Raw genomic sequence first — 15,286 nt, forward strand, 5'->3', positions numbered from 1 at the left:
AAGAGGGGATATGCTGGGCGAACCGGCGGGGGATGTAATGGGCAAGAGTCTGTAACCGGATGCTTTTCGGAACAGTTAACCTACGGTATGCGCGGCCTGCCGCGGGCGGGCAGGGGTAGTACAATGATTTTGCTGTAATTTTTGGAAAAGAGATTACCGATACTTACCGTTTCAGTCATTTACGCTTTATGGATTCGCTTATATACTCGTGGGTCTGCTATCAGCAAACAGACGGATTACATGTATCAACCTGTCGCACTATTCATAGGCCTGCGTTACATGCGCGGGCGTGCTGCGGACCGCTTCGGTCGTTTTGTCTCCTGGCTTTCCACCATCGGCATTACGCTCGGCGTGATGGCGCTGGTCACGGTGCTTTCCGTGATGAACGGCTTCGAGCGCGAGCTGCAAAACAACATTCTGGGGCTGATGCCTCAGGCGGTACTCTCCTCCCCGAACGGCTCGCTCAATCCCCGGCAGGTGCCCGAAAGCGCGGCCCGTCTGCAGGGGGTAAACCGTGTCGCTCCGCTCACCACCGGTGATGTGGTGTTGCAGAGCGCGCGCAGCGTGTCGGTGGGGGTGATGCTGGGCATCGATCCCGCCCAGAACGATCCGCTTACCCCTTTCCTGGTCAACGTGAAGCAGACGGAGCTTAAGCCCGGCGCTTATAACGTTATCCTCGGCGAACAGCTGGCGGGCCAGCTGGGGGTGAACCGCGGCGATCAGATCCGCCTCATGGTTCCCTCCGCCAGTCAGTTCACCCCGATGGGTCGATTGCCGAGCCAGCGTCTTTTTAACGTTATCGGCACCTTCGCCGCCAACAGCGAGGTGGACGGCTATCAGATGCTGGTCAACATTCAGGACGCTTCGCGCCTGATGCGCTATCCGCTGGGTAACATCACCGGCTGGCGCCTGTGGCTTAATGAACCGCTGAAGGTGGACCAGCTAAGTCAGCAGACGCTGCCTGAGGGCACCAAATGGCAGGACTGGCGCGAGCGTAAAGGGGAGCTCTTCCAGGCCGTGCGCATGGAAAAGAACATGATGGGGCTGCTGTTAAGCCTGATCGTGGCGGTAGCCGCCTTTAATATCATCACCTCCCTGGGGCTGATGGTGATGGAGAAGCAGGGCGAAGTGGCCATTCTCCAGACCCAGGGATTAACGCCGCGGCAGATCATGGCGGTATTTATGGTGCAGGGAGCCAGCGCCGGGATCATCGGCGCGCTGCTCGGCGCGGTACTGGGGGCGCTCCTTGCCAGCCAGCTTAATAACCTGATGCCCATCATCGGCGCGCTGCTCGACGGCGCCGCGCTACCGGTGGCTATCGAACCGCTACAGGTCGTCGGTATCGCGCTGGCCGCGATGGCGATTGCGCTGCTCTCCACGCTTTATCCTTCATGGCGCGCCGCCGCCACCCAACCCGCTGAGGCTTTACGTTATGAATAAGATCCTGTTGCAGTGCGTCAACCTGTGCAAACGCTATCAGGAAGGCAATGTGCAGACTGACGTGCTGCACAACGTCAGCTTCAGCGTGGGCGAGCGGGAGATGATGGCGATTGTCGGCAGCTCCGGCTCCGGTAAAAGTACGCTGCTGCATCTGCTGGGCGGTCTGGATACCCCCACCTCCGGCGATGTGATTTTCTCCGGCAAGCCGCTGAGCGGCATGTCGTCGTCCGCAAAAGCGGAGCTGCGCAACCGCGAGCTGGGCTTTATCTACCAGTTCCACCATCTGCTGCCGGACTTCACCGCGCTGGAAAACGTGGCGATGCCGCTGCTGATCGGCAAGAAAAAACCGGCGGAGATCAATGCCCGCGCCAGCGACATGCTGAAGGCGGTCGGGCTGGGTCATCGCGGTAACCATCGCCCGTCGGAACTTTCCGGCGGCGAGCGTCAGCGTGTGGCGATTGCCCGTGCGCTGGTGAACAATCCGCGGCTGGTGCTGGCGGATGAGCCGACCGGGAACCTGGACGCCCGCAACGCCGACAGCATCTTCCAGCTGCTGGGCGAGCTGAACGCCTCCCAGGGGACCGCGTTTCTGGTGGTCACCCACGACCTGCAGCTGGCGAAGCGGATGAACCGTCAGCTTGAGATGCGTGACGGTCACCTGACGGCGGATCTGACCCTGATGGGGGCCGAGTAATGGCTTCACCGTTATCGTTACTGATTGGCTTACGCTTCAGCCGCGGCCGCCGTCGCGGCGGCATGGTCTCTCTCATCTCTGTGATCTCCACCGTCGGTATCGCCCTGGGCGTGGCGGTGCTAATCGTGGGCTTAAGCGCCATGAACGGCTTTGAGCGCGAGCTGAACAACCGCATTCTGGCGGTAGTGCCGCACGGCCAGATTGAGCCGGTAAACCAGCCGTGGGCCAACTGGAACTCGGCGCTGCAAAAGGTGGAGAAGGTGCCGGGGATTGCCGCCGCCGCCCCCTATATCAATTTTACCGGGCTGGTGGAGAGCGGGGCCAACCTGCGCGCCATCCAGGTGAAAGGGGTTAACCCGCAGCAGGAGGCGCGTCTTAGCGCGCTGCCGAAATTTGTACAGAACGGCGCCTGGAATGACTTTAAAGCAGGCAGCCAGCAGATTATCCTGGGCAAAGGGGTTGCCGATGCGCTGAAGGTGAAGCAGGGCGACTGGGTATCGATCATGATCCCGAACGCCAGCGCCGACCATAAGCTCCAGCAGCCGAAGCGCGTGCGTCTGCACGTGACGGGTATTCTGCAGCTGAGCGGCCAGCTCGATCACAGCTTTGCGATGGTGCCGCTTGAAGATGCCCGCCACTATCTGGACATGGGCGAAAGCGTTACCGGCATCGCCATCAAGGTCAACGACGTCTTTAACGCCAATAAACTGGTGCGTGACGCGGGCGAAGTGACCGACAGCTATGTCTACATCAAAAGCTGGATCGGCACCTACGGATATATGTATCGTGATATCCAGATGATCCGCGCCATTATGTATCTGGCGATGGTGTTAGTGATCGGCGTCGCCTGCTTTAACATCGTCTCCACGCTGGTGATGGCGGTGAAGGACAAAAGCGGCGATATTGCGGTACTGCGTACCCTGGGGGCGAAAGACGGGCTTATTCGCGCCATCTTTGTCTGGTACGGTTTGCTCGCCGGTCTCTTCGGCAGCCTGTGCGGCGTAGTGATTGGCGTGGTGGTCTCACTGCAGCTCACCCCGATTATGAGAGGAATTGAAAAGCTTATCGGCCATCATTTCCTCTCTGGCGATATCTATTTTATTGACTTCCTGCCGTCAGAACTGCACTGGCTGGATGTCGTTTATGTGCTGATTACGGCACTTTTGTTAAGTCTGCTGGCAAGCTGGTATCCGGCGCGTCGCGCCAGCCGGATCGATCCGGCGAGGGTACTGAGTGGCCAGTAATTACGTCATGATTTGACGTCTTACACGCAAAATCATTCAGGCTGTCTCACAAAACGGTTTATCCGCTTTTGCACAGACGCAAGGCTTTGAAGATTGAAGCGTGTAGCCGCCAAATCAAAAGAGGAATGCACTATGTATTACGGATTTGATATTGGCGGCACCAAAATTGCGCTCGGCGCGTTCGATGACGATCTTACCCTGCGGTGGGAAACCCGCGTTCCCACCCCTCACGCCAGCTATGAGCAATTCTTAAGCGCCATCACCGGGCTGGTCGCTCAGGCCGATGCCCGCTTCGGCACCAAAGGGACCGTTGGCATCGGGATACCCGGCATGCCGGAAACCGACGACGGGACCCTCTACGCCGCGAACGTCCCTGCCGCCAGCGGCAAACCGCTGCGTCTCGATCTCTGCGCGCGTCTCGATCGCGACGTGCGGCTGGATAACGACGCCAACTGTTTTGCCCTTTCTGAAGCCTGGGACGAGGAGTTTCGCCACTATCCGCTGGTGATGGGGCTGATCCTCGGTACCGGCGTAGGCGGCGGGCTCGTGCTGAACGGTAAACCTATCACCGGTCGCAGCTATATCACCGGTGAGTTTGGGCATATCCGCCTGCCTGTCGACGCGCTGGAGGTGGTGGGGCGCGACTTCCCGCTGACGCGTTGCGGCTGCGGGCAGCAGGGCTGTATTGAGAACTATCTCTCAGGACGAGGGTTTGCATGGCTCTACGAACACTTCTATCATCAGAAGCGCCAGGCGCCCGAGATTATCGCCCTGTGGCAAGAGGGCGATAAGCAGGCGCACGAACACGTCGAGCGTTATCTCGATCTGCTGGCGGTGTGCCTGGGCAATATATTGACGATTGTTGATCCCGATCTGCTGGTTATTGGCGGTGGATTATCAAATTTTTCGGCGATTACGGAGAGATTGCCCGGGCGCTTGCCCCGACATCTGCTGCCGGTCGCCCGCGTGCCGCGCATTGAGCGGGCGCGTCATGGAGATGCCGGAGGGATGCGCGGTGCGGCGTTCCTCCATCTCACCCGCTAGCCTGATGAGGTGATTATGCTGTCGCGTCGATTACATCGACTGAGCCGTTTTCGTAAAAACAAACGCCGCCTGCGCGAGCGCCTGCGCCAGCGGATCTTTTTCAGAGACAGAGTTATGCCAGACGTGATGGAAAAGCCACGGGTTGTGGTGTTAACGGGGGCGGGGATCTCTGCGGAATCGGGTATTCGCACCTTCCGCGCGGCCGACGGACTGTGGGAAGAACATCGGGTGGAAGATGTGGCGACGCCGGAAGGCTTCGCCCGCAATCCCGCGCTGGTGCAGGCGTTCTATAACGCCCGCCGCCGTCAGCTCCAGTCACCGGAGATCGCTCCTAACGCGGCGCATCTGGCGCTGGCGAAGCTGGAAGAGGTGCTGGGGGATCGTTTTCTGCTGGTCACGCAGAATATCGATAACCTGCATGAGCGCGCCGGTAATCACCATGTTCTGCATATGCATGGCGAGCTGCTGAAGGTGCGCTGCGCCTGGAGCGGGCAGATACTCGACTGGAGCGGAGACATTACTCCCGACGATAAATGCCACTGCTGTCAGTTTCCGTCGCCGCTGCGCCCGCACGTCGTCTGGTTTGGCGAGATGCCGCTGGGGATGGATGATATCTACAGCGCGCTGGCGATGGCCGATGTGTTTATCGCCATCGGCACCTCCGGGCACGTCTATCCGGCGGCGGGCTTCGTACACGAGGCGAAACTGCACGGTGCGCACACGGTGGAACTGAATCTGGAGCCAAGCCAGGTCGGCAGCGAATTTGAAGAGAAGCACTACGGGCTGGCGAGCGAAGTGGTGCCCGCTTATGTGGAGAAGCTTCTGAAAGGGCTGTGAGCTGAAACTCGCACCAGACTATCCCTTCTTCCCGGTTCAGGAGTAAGAAGGGAGCACTGGACCATCCCCTCTCTCCAGGTAAGGAGTGAGAAGGGAGCACTGGACCATCCCCTCTCCCCAGTTAAGGAGTAAGAAGGGAGCACTGGACTATCCCCTCTCCCCAGTTAAGGAGTAAGAAGGGAGCACTGGACTATCCCCTCTCTCCAGGTAAGAAGTAAGAAGGGAGCACTGGACTATCCCCTCTCTCCAGGTAAGAAGTAAGAAGGGAGCACTGGACTATCCCCTCTCCCCAGTTAAGGAGTAAGAAGGGAGCACTGGACTATCCCCTCTCTCCAGGTAAGGAGTAAGAAGGGAGCACTGGACTATCCCCTCTCCCCTCTGGGGAGAGGGAGGGCCAGGGTGAGGGGAGAGGGTCAGGGTGAGGGGAGAGGGTCAGAGTGAGGGGAGACGCAACGAAATCAGCGTCCCGCCTTCAGCTTCTGGTAATACTCTTCGTAAATGCGGCTGGCATCGCCCACGTCGTTCTGCCATTCCCCTTTCTTGATGGTTTCCGCATCCGGATAGAGCGACTTATCGTTCGCCACTGCCGGGCTTAACAGCTTACGCGCCGCCAGGTTTGGGGTGGGGTAGCCAATCGTCTCGGCAACCTGTTTCGCCACGTCCGGACGCAGCAGGAAGTTGATCAGCTTTTGCGCGCCTTCCACGTTTTTCGCGTTAGACGGGATCGCCAGGCTGTCCATCCAGAAGATGCCGCCCTCTTTCGGCCATACCACCTCCAGCGGCGTACCGGCCTGACGGGCCACAAACGCGGAGCCGTTCCAGACCATACCCAGATTCACTTCGCCTTCCATATAGGGGTTTGCCGGGTTATCGGAGTTGAACGCCGCCACGTTTGGCATCAGCTTTTTCAGCTCGTTGTAAGCTGCCTCGATCTCCTTCGGATCGGTGGTATTCCCGGAGTAGCCGAGCTTGCGCAGCGCCACCTGGAAAACTTCCCGCGCGTCGTCGGTCAGCAGCAGGCTGCCCTTATAGTCTGGCTTCCAGAGATCCGCCCAGCTGGTGATCGTTTTCGGATCTATCGCGTCGCTGTTTACGCCGATCGCCGTCGCACCCCAGATATAGGGAATGGAGTAATCGTTATTGGGATCGAACGGCTTGTTGAGCATCTCCGGATCGAGATTATGGAAGTTGGTCAGCTTCGTCTTATCGATCTTCTGGATCATCCCCTCTTTACGCATCTTGTCGACGTAATAGGTAGAAGGCACCACCAGATCGTACGCCCCCTCTTTATAGGTCTTGAGCTTGGCGTACATGGTTTCGTTCGACTCATAGGTGGAGTAGATCACCTTGATGCCGGTCTCTTTGGTGAACTGCTCCAGCAGGCCTGGCGGCACATATTCGGTCCAGTTGTAGAAGTAGAGCGTTTTGCTGTCGTCCGCATGCGCGGCGCCCATGCCGAGTGCGAGAGCGCCTGCAGCGAGCAGGTGGCGTGACCATTTTTTCATTCTTACGTCCCCTGAGTTTTCGTTTTATCACGAGCAATAAGCTGGCTGGCGATCACCAGTACCAGCGATAAGACCAACAGAATCGTCGCCAGCGCGTTCACCTCGGGCGATACGCCGACTTTTACCATGGAGTAGATCTTCAGTGGCAAAATTTCATAGCTCGGCCCCGTCACAAAAGAGGAGACCACGACATCGTCCATCGACAGGGTAAAGCTTAGCAGCCAGCCTGCGGCGACCGCCGGCAGCGCCAGCGGCAGGATGATTTTACGCAGAATCGTCACCTCGCTGGCTCCCAGATCTTTCGCCGCCTCCAGCATTCGCACATCAAAGCCTTTCAGACGGGAGTAGACCGTCACCACCACAAAGGGCAGGCAGAAGGTGATATGTGAAAAGAGCAGCGACCAGAAGCCGAGCTGCACGCCAAGCAGCATAAAGAGCACCAGCAGTGAGATAGCCATCACGATATCCGGCGACATCATCACCACAAACAGCATGCCGCTGACGAACGGTTTGCCGCGAAAGCGGTAGCGATAGAGCGCCACGGCGGTAAGCGAACCGATAAGAGTGGCGAAGGTGGCGGAGACAATCGCCATCGTCAGCGAATGCTGAGCCGCCTGCAGCAGGCTGTCGTTATTGACCAGCAGGCTATACCAGTTGGTGGTGAAGCCCTGCCAGTTGATGCCGAAGCGCGAACTGTTAAACGAGTTGACGATTAAAATAATCATCGGGATATAGAGCCAGGCGTAAATGGCGGTCATAAAACCGCCGCGCAGCAGTCGACCGATCATTCGAGTTCCACCTTCTTGTTCAGTAAACGGGCGGCGCGCCAGTAGATCAGCAGCATCAGCCCCATCACCAGCGTCAGGGTAATGCTGGTGGCCGAGCCAAACGGCCAGTCGCGAATGTTGAGGAACTGGCTCTTGATGACGTTGCCGATCAGCAGGTTTTTAGCACCGCCCATCAGGTCGGAGACGTAAAAGAGCCCCATCGCCGGCAGCATCACCAGCAGGCAGCCGGCCACGATACCCGGCATCGTCAGCGGTAAGATAATACGGATAAAGGTTTGCAGCTTGCTGGCGCCCAGATCCCGTGCCGCTTCCAGCAGGGGTTTATCCAGCTTCTCAATGCTGGAGTAGAGCGGCATCACCATAAACGGCAGCAGAATGTAGACCAGCCCGATAATGACCGCGGCAGGAGTAAACATGATGCGCACCGGCGTCTCAATAACGCCCAGCCAGAGCAGGAACTCGTTCAGATAGCCGCGGGTGCTGAGGAAGATCTTCAGCCCGTAGATGCGGATCAGCGAGTTGGTCCAGAAGGGAACAATCAGCAAAAACAGCAGCAGCGGGCGCACTTTTTTCGGCAGTTTCGCGAGGAACCAGGCGAAGGGATAGCCCAGTACCAGGCAGGCGAGTGTGGCAATCAGCGCCATATTCAACGAGTGCAACAGCACGTCGAAATAGAGCGGATCGAGCAGGCGCGCGTAGTTATCCAGCGTAAAGACCAGCTTGACGAAGTTCGCGTCGTCGCGGGTCAAAAAGCTGGTGGCGACAATCATCAGGTTGGGAAGAAAGACAAACAACACAAGCCAACCGACGACCGTGGCAATTACCACATTCTGGAACTTACTTGTGCTCTTCATCAGCCAGTACAACCTCCCAGCTTTCTACCCAGTTGATGACCATTTTCTGGTCGAGGGAGTGGTCAAAGTCCGGGTCATCCTCGTTAAAGAACTCGCTGACCATCACCATTTTGCCATTTTCCAGCTCAACCACAGACTCCAGCGTCATGCCTTTATAGTTTCGCTCGCGGATATAGCCGATAAGCCCCTCCGCCTCGGTACCGTCATGCACCTCATCGACGCGCAGATCTTCCGGGCGCAGCATCACATTCAGCTTCTGGCCGGGCTCGACGGCAAAATTGACATAGATATTGCACTCGCGGCCTTCGACGCTGGCGCGCACGCGCTGTTCATCCAGTCGCTCTATTACCGTCGCGCTGAAGATATTGATTTCACCAATGAAGCTGGCGACAAACAGGTTTTTTGGCTCTTCGTAAATTTCACGCGGGGTGCCGTCCTGTTCGATTTTACCGTCGCGCATCACCACGATGCGATCCGACATGGTCAGCGCCTCTTCCTGATCGTGGGTCACAAACACAAAGGTGATGCCGAGCTTACGCTGGAGCGCTTTCAGCTCGTTTTGCATCTGCTTGCGCAGTTTGTAGTCGAGCGCCGAGAGTGACTCATCAAGCAGCAACAGGCGGGGTTTGTTGACCACCGCGCGGGCAATCGCCACACGCTGCTGCTGGCCGCCGGAGAGTTGATGCGGCTTTCGGCTGGCAAACTCATCAAGCTGTACCATACGCAGCGCTTCGGTCACGCGCGGTGCGATCTGGTCGGCGGGCGTTTTCTGCATGCGCAGGCCAAACGCGACGTTTTCGAACACCGTCATATGCGGGAAAAGCGCGTAGCTCTGAAAGACAGTATTGACGTGGCGATGTTCGGCAGGAACATCGGTAATCTCTTGATTATCGAGATGGATATGGCCGTTATCGACGCTTTCCAGCCCGGCAATCAGGCGCAGTACTGTTGTCTTGCCGCAGCCCGACGGGCCCAGTAACGTAAGAAATTCGCCGTTATTGATGGTCAGGTTGAGATCGTCGATGACCGTTTTGCCATCAAAACTTTTGCGGATCCCCGCCAGCTGCACCAGCGGCGACAGTGTACCCGGATGTGTTTTCAATTTTTGACTCTGTCCCATATCGTCGCCCCCGGATCAAACAAGCGGGAGCGGGGTTTGTGTTTAACCACCTTGGTGACTCGCAATGAGGGCCGACATTCTACGGCAAACCCTTTCGATCGCCAATCCTTGTGATTGATAGATAAGCTACATTTATTATCGGATCGCGATATAAACGAAAAATTTTCGTTTACGGGATAAAAGTGACCTGACGCAATATTTAGGGTTGAATGCTTATTGATAATGTTGTCACAAAAAGTGAGGGTGACTGCATGGATAAATTACTTGAGCGTTTTTTACAGTATGTTTCGCTGGATACCCAGTCTAAGGCGGGCGTCAGACAGGTGCCGAGCACTGAGGGCCAGTGGAAACTGTTAAACCTCCTGAGGGAACAGCTAGAGGAGATGGGCCTGGTCAACGTCACGCTCAGCGACAAGGGTACGGTAATGGCGACGTTGCCTGCCAACGTGGAGGGCGATATTCCGGCCATTGGTTTTATTTCCCATGTCGATACCTCACCTGATTTTAGCGGTAAACACGTTAATCCGCAGATCGTTGAAAACTACCGGGGCGGCGATATTGCGCTGGGTGTGGGCGATGAGGTGCTGTCGCCGGTCATGTTCCCGGTGCTGCACCAGCTGCTGGGCCAGACGCTGATTACCACCGACGGCAAGACGCTGCTCGGCGCGGATGATAAAGCTGGCGTGGCGGAGATCATGACCGCGCTGGCGGTGCTGAAAGGCAAAAATATTCCTCACGGTGATATCCGCGTCGCCTTTACCCCTGACGAAGAGGTGGGCAAAGGGGCAAAACATTTCGACGTGGCGGCCTTCGATGCGCAGTGGGCCTATACGGTTGACGGCGGCGGAGTAGGCGAACTGGAGTTTGAAAACTTCAATGCCGCCTCGGTGACCATCAAAATTGTCGGCAATAATGTTCATCCGGGAACGGCCAAAGGGGTGATGGTGAATGCCCTCTCGCTGGCGGCGCGTATTCACGCCGAAGTCCCGGCTGAAGAGAGCCCCGAGCAGACCGAGGGTTATGAAGGGTTCTATCATCTCGCCAGCATCAAGGGGACGGTGGATAGCGCCCAAATGCACTACATCGTGCGCGACTTCGATCGTAAAGCGTTCGAAGCCCGCAAAAGAAAGATGATGGAGATCGCCAAGAAAGTGGGTAAGGGGCTGCACCCGGACTGCTACATAGAGCTTATCATCGAGGACAGCTACTACAACATGCGCGACAAGGTGATGGAGCATCCTCATATTATCGATATCGCACAACAGGCGATGCGGGATTGCGGCATTGAGCCCGATATGAAGCCGATTCGCGGCGGCACCGACGGCGCGCAGCTCTCCTTTATGGGATTACCCTGCCCGAATATCTTTACCGGCGGCTACAACTACCACGGTAAACACGAGTTCGTTACCCTGGAGGGGATGGAAAAAGCGGTGCAGGTGATCGTGCGGATCGCCGAGCTGACCGCCAAACGGTAAGACAGTATGGCTCGGGTAACGCCCGGTGGCGCTTCGCTTACCGGGCCTACAGGGGCAGATAAGCAGGCCGGGTAAGGCGCAGCCGCCACCCGGCTTCTGTCAACGAGGAGGGAGCCTCATATGTCAAACTATCGCCGTTATTACGTGCCCGGCGGTACCTGGTTTTTCACCGTAAATCTGCAAAACCGACAAAGCGATCTGCTTACGCGCCATATCGATAAATTACGCGCGGCCCTCTCTTTCGTTAAATCCCGCAGACCTTTCCTGATCAATGCGTGGGTTATTCTTCCCGATCATATGCATTGCATCTGGACGCTGCCGGAAAACGACAGCGACTACTCTTCCCGCTGGCGGGACATTAAGAAAACCTTTACCCGTGCGCTGGCGCAACGCGACGTCTGGCAGCCGCGCTTCTGGGAACATACTCTTCGTAATGAAGAAGATTACCGACGTCATATGGACTACATCTATATTAATCCGGTGAAACATGGCTATGTCAGCCGCGTAAGCGACTGGCCCTGGTCCACCTTTCATCGAGACGTGCGCGAGGGAATATATCCGGTGGACTGGGCGGGTAATATTGAGGAATTTGACGCCGGAGAGCGCCGGTAAAAAACGCCCGGTGGCGCTTCGCTTACCGGGCCTACAGGGCCAGATAAGCAGGCCGGGTAAGGCGAAGCCGCCACCCGGCGCAGTTGTGCGAGGAGTACCAGTAAAAACGCCCGGTGGCGCTTCGCTTACCGGGCCTACAGGGCCAGAGATAAGTAGGCCGGGTAAGGCGAAGCCGCCACCCGGCGCAGTTGTGCGAGGAGTACCAGTAAAAACGCCCGGTGGCGCTTCGCTTACCGGGCCTGCAGGGGCAGATAAGCAGGCCGGGTTAGGCGCAGCCGCCACCCGGCGCAACAGGTTTACTCTTCGAAGAACCAGTAGCCGTTGTTAACCAGCGCGGCGAGCATGGCCAGGAAGGAGGGATCGTCCAGCGCGTCGCCGAAGGTTTCCGCTTTCAACACCAGATGGCTGGCCAGCGCCTCCAGAGCCGGACGATGCGGCGAATCAAGCTGCTCGCCGTTGACGAAAATATCCTCGCCAATGCGCAGCACGCGCAGGCCTCCCAGCCGTACCAGCGCATCGCCCTGCTGCAGCGCGTCATAAATTTCATCCGGCTGATAGGGTGGCTCCGGCGGGGAGACATCCAGCTCGTGGCGGGACTGACTGATAAATTCGCCAAACCACTGGCGGAAATGGTCCGGCTCGTTAATCAGATCCAGCATCATGCCGCGCAGCTTGTCGAGCTCTTCAGGCAGAATATCCGCCGGATGGGCGCGGGAAGGCACGTCGGGATCGCTGTAGCGATAGCTGCCCAGCTCGCGTTGCAGCACGTAATCGGCAAAGCTGCTGATCATCTCCCGGCCGCTCGGCGCACGGAAACCGACCGAGTAGTTCAGCGAGTTTTCCAGCGAATAGCCTTCATGCGGGAAACCCGGCGGAATATAGAGAATATCCCCCGGCTCCAGCTCCTCGTCGATGATCCCTTCGAACGGGTCGACCTGCAGCAGATCCGGATGCGGGCAGTGCTGTTTCATCGGCACCTTCTCACCCACGCGCCAGCGGCGACGCCCGGTTCCCTGAATAATAAAGACGTCGTACTGGTCCAGGTGCGGCCCCACGCCGCCGCCCGGCACCGAGAAAGAGATCATCAGATCGTCCATGCGCCAGTCGGGGAGGGCGCGAAACGGACGCATTAAGGCGGCGGTCGGCTCATGCCAGTGGTTGACGGCCTGTACCAGCAGCGACCAGTTGGTTTCGCCCAGGTGATCGTAGCTCTCGAACGGACCGTGGCTGACCTGCCACTTCCCCTCCTGATGGCTCACCAGACGGCTGTCGACTTCGCTTTCCATCGCCAGCCCCGCCAGTTCATCCGGCGAAAGGGGGTCGACAAAGTTACTGATCCCGCGTTTCAGAACGACCGGGCGTTTTTGCCAGTAACGTTCGATAAAGTCGGGCCAGTTGAGTGTTAATTGATATTCCATGTTTATAGTTCCGCAGGCTCTTACTGACTCGGATTATAACGGAAGCCTCAGAGCCTGCGTGGGAGAATCGCGCTTTATTTCATGTCAGAAGGTTAACTATTTTCTGACGGGGGCTGCTGGCGACCAAATATGACCGTCATACGCGCGCCGCCATAGCTGCTTTCGCCGGTTTCGATGCGTCCCTCGTACTGCTCGACAATCTCGCGCGCCACCGACAATCCTACCCCCTGACCCGGACGTAGGGTGTCCGCCCGCTGGCCACGGTCAAAAATCAGATCGCGTTTATTTAGCGGGATGCCGGGGCCGTCATCCTCCACGATAATGTGCAGCTCGTGGTCCGTCTGACGAGCGGAGAGATCGACAAACTCAAGGCAATATTTACAGGCGTTGTCCAGCACATTGCCCATCACCTCCATAAAGTCATTTTTCTCTCCAACGAAGCTCACTTCGGGGGAGATATCGAGGCTTATCGCCACCCCTTTACGCTGATAGACCTTGTTCAGCGCCGAGGTGAGGTTATCCAGCAGCGGGGCGACAGGGTGCAGTTCACGACTCAAGAGCATACTGCCGGAGCGCATGCTGGCCCGGTGCAGATAATAGCCGATCTGCTGCGAGATACGGCTGATCTGTTCCAGCATGACCGGCTCCGCCTCATCCACGCTCATTCTGGCGCTGCGCATGGAGCGCAGGGTGCTCTGCATCACCGCCAGGGGCGTTTTCAGGCTGTGGGTAAGATCGGTCAGGGTAGTCCGGTATTTGTCGTAACGTTCGCGCTCGCTTTTCAGCAGGCGGTTAAGGTTGCTCACCAGGCTTGTCAGCTCGCGGGTGGTCTCCGGGTTGAGCTTTTCCCGGTGGTGCTCCTCCAGTTCGCGCACCTCTTTTGCCAGCGATTCGATAGGGCGCAGACTCCAGCGCGCCGCCAGCCAGAGCAGGGGGATGACCAGCAGCAGGTTGGCCAGCAGTACGTAGCCGAACCAGTTCCAGACCATCCAGGATCGTTTGAGCTCCACGGGGATGGTGTCGATCACCACGATGGTCAGCTGCGGCATATCCAGCGTGGCGGGGTAAAGATTGATAGCGACCGAGTGGGTCATCTCCGTGTCATCATCGTCAGCGCGGATCGCCGCCAGCTGCCGCTGCATCGGGATATCATCCCCCAGCAGGGTGCTGGTGGCGTTAAGATCCGCCTCGATCTCATGAAAGCCGTTGGTTTTGAGCCACTCCGGGCGGATACGCTGTTCAAGCCAGGGAACGTGCCGCTGCGCCCAGAGCAGCTTACCTTTCTCGTTGTAAATAAGCGCCATGGTCGGGCTTTGCCGGTCGAGATTTTCCGGCATCTCCACCGTAATGCGCTCATTCTCCCAGCGGGCAAGGGTGTAAAAGAGGTTGCTCTCGCCGCGCAGCAGACGAAACGTGGTTTTATCGAAGCTGACGCTGTAACCCACCAGCGCCACCAGCCCGTAGGCGAGGGAGAGCACCAGCACCACTGCGGCGGTGGCCAGCAAAAAGCGGCCCCGCAGGGAGAGGGGCAGAAAAGGGCGGAAGAGGCGTTTCATTTAGCGTAATTCGAACAGGTAACCCTGGCCCCGAACCGTGGTAATCACCTCGTTGGGATATTGCGCCTGAATTTTTTTTCGCAGGCGGCCCATCAGTACGTCTATGGTGTGGCTCTCGCGCAGCTCCGCGTCAGGATAGAGCTGGAGCATCAGGGAGTCTTTGCTCACCACCTTGCCACTGTTGCGGATCAGCGTCTCCATAATGGTGTATTCAAAGGCCGTCAGCTTCACTACCTCGTCATTGATGGAAAACTCGCGGCGGGAGAGATCAACCTGAAACGGCGGAATGGAAATAACCTGCGAGGCCAGACCGCTGTTGCGGCGCATCAGCGCCTGCATCCGCGCCGCCACCTCTTCAATGTGGAAAGGTTTGGTGACGTAGTCATCCGCGCCTGCGCTCAGCACTTCCACCTTGTCCTGCCATCCTTCCCGGGCGGTCAGCACCAGCACCGGCAGCGAGACGTCGTGGCTGCGCCAGCGGCGGATCAGCGACAGCCCGTCTTCGTCCGGCAGGCCTAAATCGACGATGGCGATATCAGGGAGATGTTCATTGAGATAGTAGTCCGCCTCCCTGGCGTCTTCCGCATCGTCAACCTGATGCCCCATCTCCTGCAGCTGAACCTTCAGGTGGTGGCGCAGCAGCGCATTATCCTCAACAACCAGCACGCGCATCATCTTTTCTCCCTTATATGGATGGTC

The 15,286-nt window shown here is 57.8% G+C and carries 14 protein-coding genes; 7 read left to right on the top strand and 7 right to left on the bottom strand.

Annotated features, from left to right (window positions below; all coding sequences use genetic code 11):
* Window positions 1-240 precede the first annotated feature (240 nt).
* From lolC to cobB, 5 genes are all read left to right on the top strand, one after another.
* Entirely contained in the window at window positions 241-1,440 is a 1,200-nt protein-coding gene (gene lolC / locus BN3796_RS13005; protein WP_061708746.1) for a lipoprotein-releasing ABC transporter permease subunit LolC, read from the top strand.
* Window positions 1,433-2,134 carry a lipoprotein-releasing ABC transporter ATP-binding protein LolD gene (gene lolD, locus BN3796_RS13010; RefSeq protein WP_061708747.1) on the top strand — a complete coding sequence of 234 codons (702 nt, stop codon included), beginning with the start codon at window positions 1,433-1,435 and terminating at the stop codon, window positions 2,132-2,134. Before lolC ends, lolD begins: the two co-directional genes overlap by 8 nt.
* Entirely contained in the window at window positions 2,134-3,378 is a 1,245-nt protein-coding gene (gene lolE, locus BN3796_RS13015; protein ID WP_061708748.1) for a lipoprotein-releasing ABC transporter permease subunit LolE, read from the top strand. Before lolD ends, lolE begins: the two co-directional genes overlap by 1 nt.
* Window positions 3,379-3,510: 132 nt before the next feature.
* Window positions 3,511-4,422, top strand: coding sequence for an N-acetylglucosamine kinase (gene nagK, locus BN3796_RS13020; protein WP_061708749.1), 912 nt, complete (start codon window positions 3,511-3,513; stop codon window positions 4,420-4,422).
* 15 nt (window positions 4,423-4,437) lie between these two features.
* Window positions 4,438-5,259: a Sir2 family NAD+-dependent deacetylase gene (gene cobB / locus BN3796_RS13025; RefSeq protein WP_061708750.1), complete on the top strand. Its 822-nt coding sequence runs from the start codon at window positions 4,438-4,440 to the stop codon at window positions 5,257-5,259.
* Window positions 5,260-5,717: 458 nt separating this feature from the next.
* Here cobB and potD read toward each other — a convergent pair whose 3' ends face one another.
* From potD to potA, 4 genes are read right to left on the bottom strand one after another with little or no spacing between them, the layout of a single operon-like run.
* The gene (potD, locus tag BN3796_RS13030) at window positions 5,718-6,764 is read right to left on the bottom strand and encodes a spermidine/putrescine ABC transporter substrate-binding protein PotD (protein ID WP_061708751.1); all 1,047 of its coding nucleotides are present in this window, start codon (window positions 6,762-6,764) and stop codon (window positions 5,718-5,720) included.
* A gap of 2 nt (window positions 6,765-6,766) precedes the next feature.
* Window positions 6,767-7,552 carry a spermidine/putrescine ABC transporter permease PotC gene (potC, locus tag BN3796_RS13035; RefSeq protein WP_061708752.1) on the bottom strand — a complete coding sequence of 262 codons (786 nt, stop codon included), beginning with the start codon at window positions 7,550-7,552 and terminating at the stop codon, window positions 6,767-6,769.
* Window positions 7,549-8,406 carry a spermidine/putrescine ABC transporter permease PotB gene (gene potB, locus BN3796_RS13040; RefSeq protein WP_061708753.1) on the bottom strand — a complete coding sequence of 286 codons (858 nt, stop codon included), beginning with the start codon at window positions 8,404-8,406 and terminating at the stop codon, window positions 7,549-7,551. Before potB ends, potC begins: the two co-directional genes overlap by 4 nt.
* Window positions 8,390-9,526 (bottom strand): spermidine/putrescine ABC transporter ATP-binding protein PotA, encoded by a 1,137-nt coding sequence (potA, locus tag BN3796_RS13045; RefSeq protein WP_061708754.1) that lies wholly within the window; start codon window positions 9,524-9,526, stop codon window positions 8,390-8,392. The genes potB and potA overlap by 17 nt, the downstream gene beginning before the upstream one ends.
* A gap of 251 nt (window positions 9,527-9,777) precedes the next feature.
* Here potA and pepT point away from each other — a divergent pair, with 251 nt between their 5' ends.
* Together pepT and BN3796_RS20590 are read left to right on the top strand one after the other, a co-directional pair.
* On the top strand, window positions 9,778-11,001 hold the full coding sequence (gene pepT / locus BN3796_RS13050) for a peptidase T (RefSeq protein ID WP_061708755.1): 1,224 nt from the start codon (window positions 9,778-9,780) through the stop codon (window positions 10,999-11,001).
* A gap of 120 nt (window positions 11,002-11,121) precedes the next feature.
* Window positions 11,122-11,613: an REP-associated tyrosine transposase gene (locus BN3796_RS20590; RefSeq protein WP_061708756.1), complete on the top strand. Its 492-nt coding sequence runs from the start codon at window positions 11,122-11,124 to the stop codon at window positions 11,611-11,613.
* A gap of 296 nt (window positions 11,614-11,909) precedes the next feature.
* On the opposite strand, the gene BN3796_RS13060 is transcribed toward BN3796_RS20590, so the two are convergent.
* The 3 genes from BN3796_RS13060 to phoP all read right to left on the bottom strand — a co-directional run bounded on the left by BN3796_RS13060 (window position 11,910) and on the right by phoP (window position 15,259).
* Complete coding sequence (locus tag BN3796_RS13060) at window positions 11,910-13,031, bottom strand: ribosomal protein uL16 3-hydroxylase (protein ID WP_061708757.1); 1,122 nt, start codon at window positions 13,029-13,031, stop codon at window positions 11,910-11,912.
* A gap of 92 nt (window positions 13,032-13,123) precedes the next feature.
* Window positions 13,124-14,587: a two-component system sensor histidine kinase PhoQ gene (gene phoQ / locus BN3796_RS13065; protein ID WP_061708758.1), complete on the bottom strand. Its 1,464-nt coding sequence runs from the start codon at window positions 14,585-14,587 to the stop codon at window positions 13,124-13,126.
* Window positions 14,588-15,259 (bottom strand): two-component system response regulator PhoP, encoded by a 672-nt coding sequence (gene phoP / locus BN3796_RS13070; RefSeq protein ID WP_061708856.1) that lies wholly within the window; start codon window positions 15,257-15,259, stop codon window positions 14,588-14,590.
* Window positions 15,260-15,286 lie beyond the last annotated feature (27 nt).

The organism is Pseudenterobacter timonensis, assembly GCF_900021175.1.
Classification (GTDB): Bacteria; Pseudomonadota; Gammaproteobacteria; order Enterobacterales; family Enterobacteriaceae; genus Enterobacter; species Enterobacter timonensis.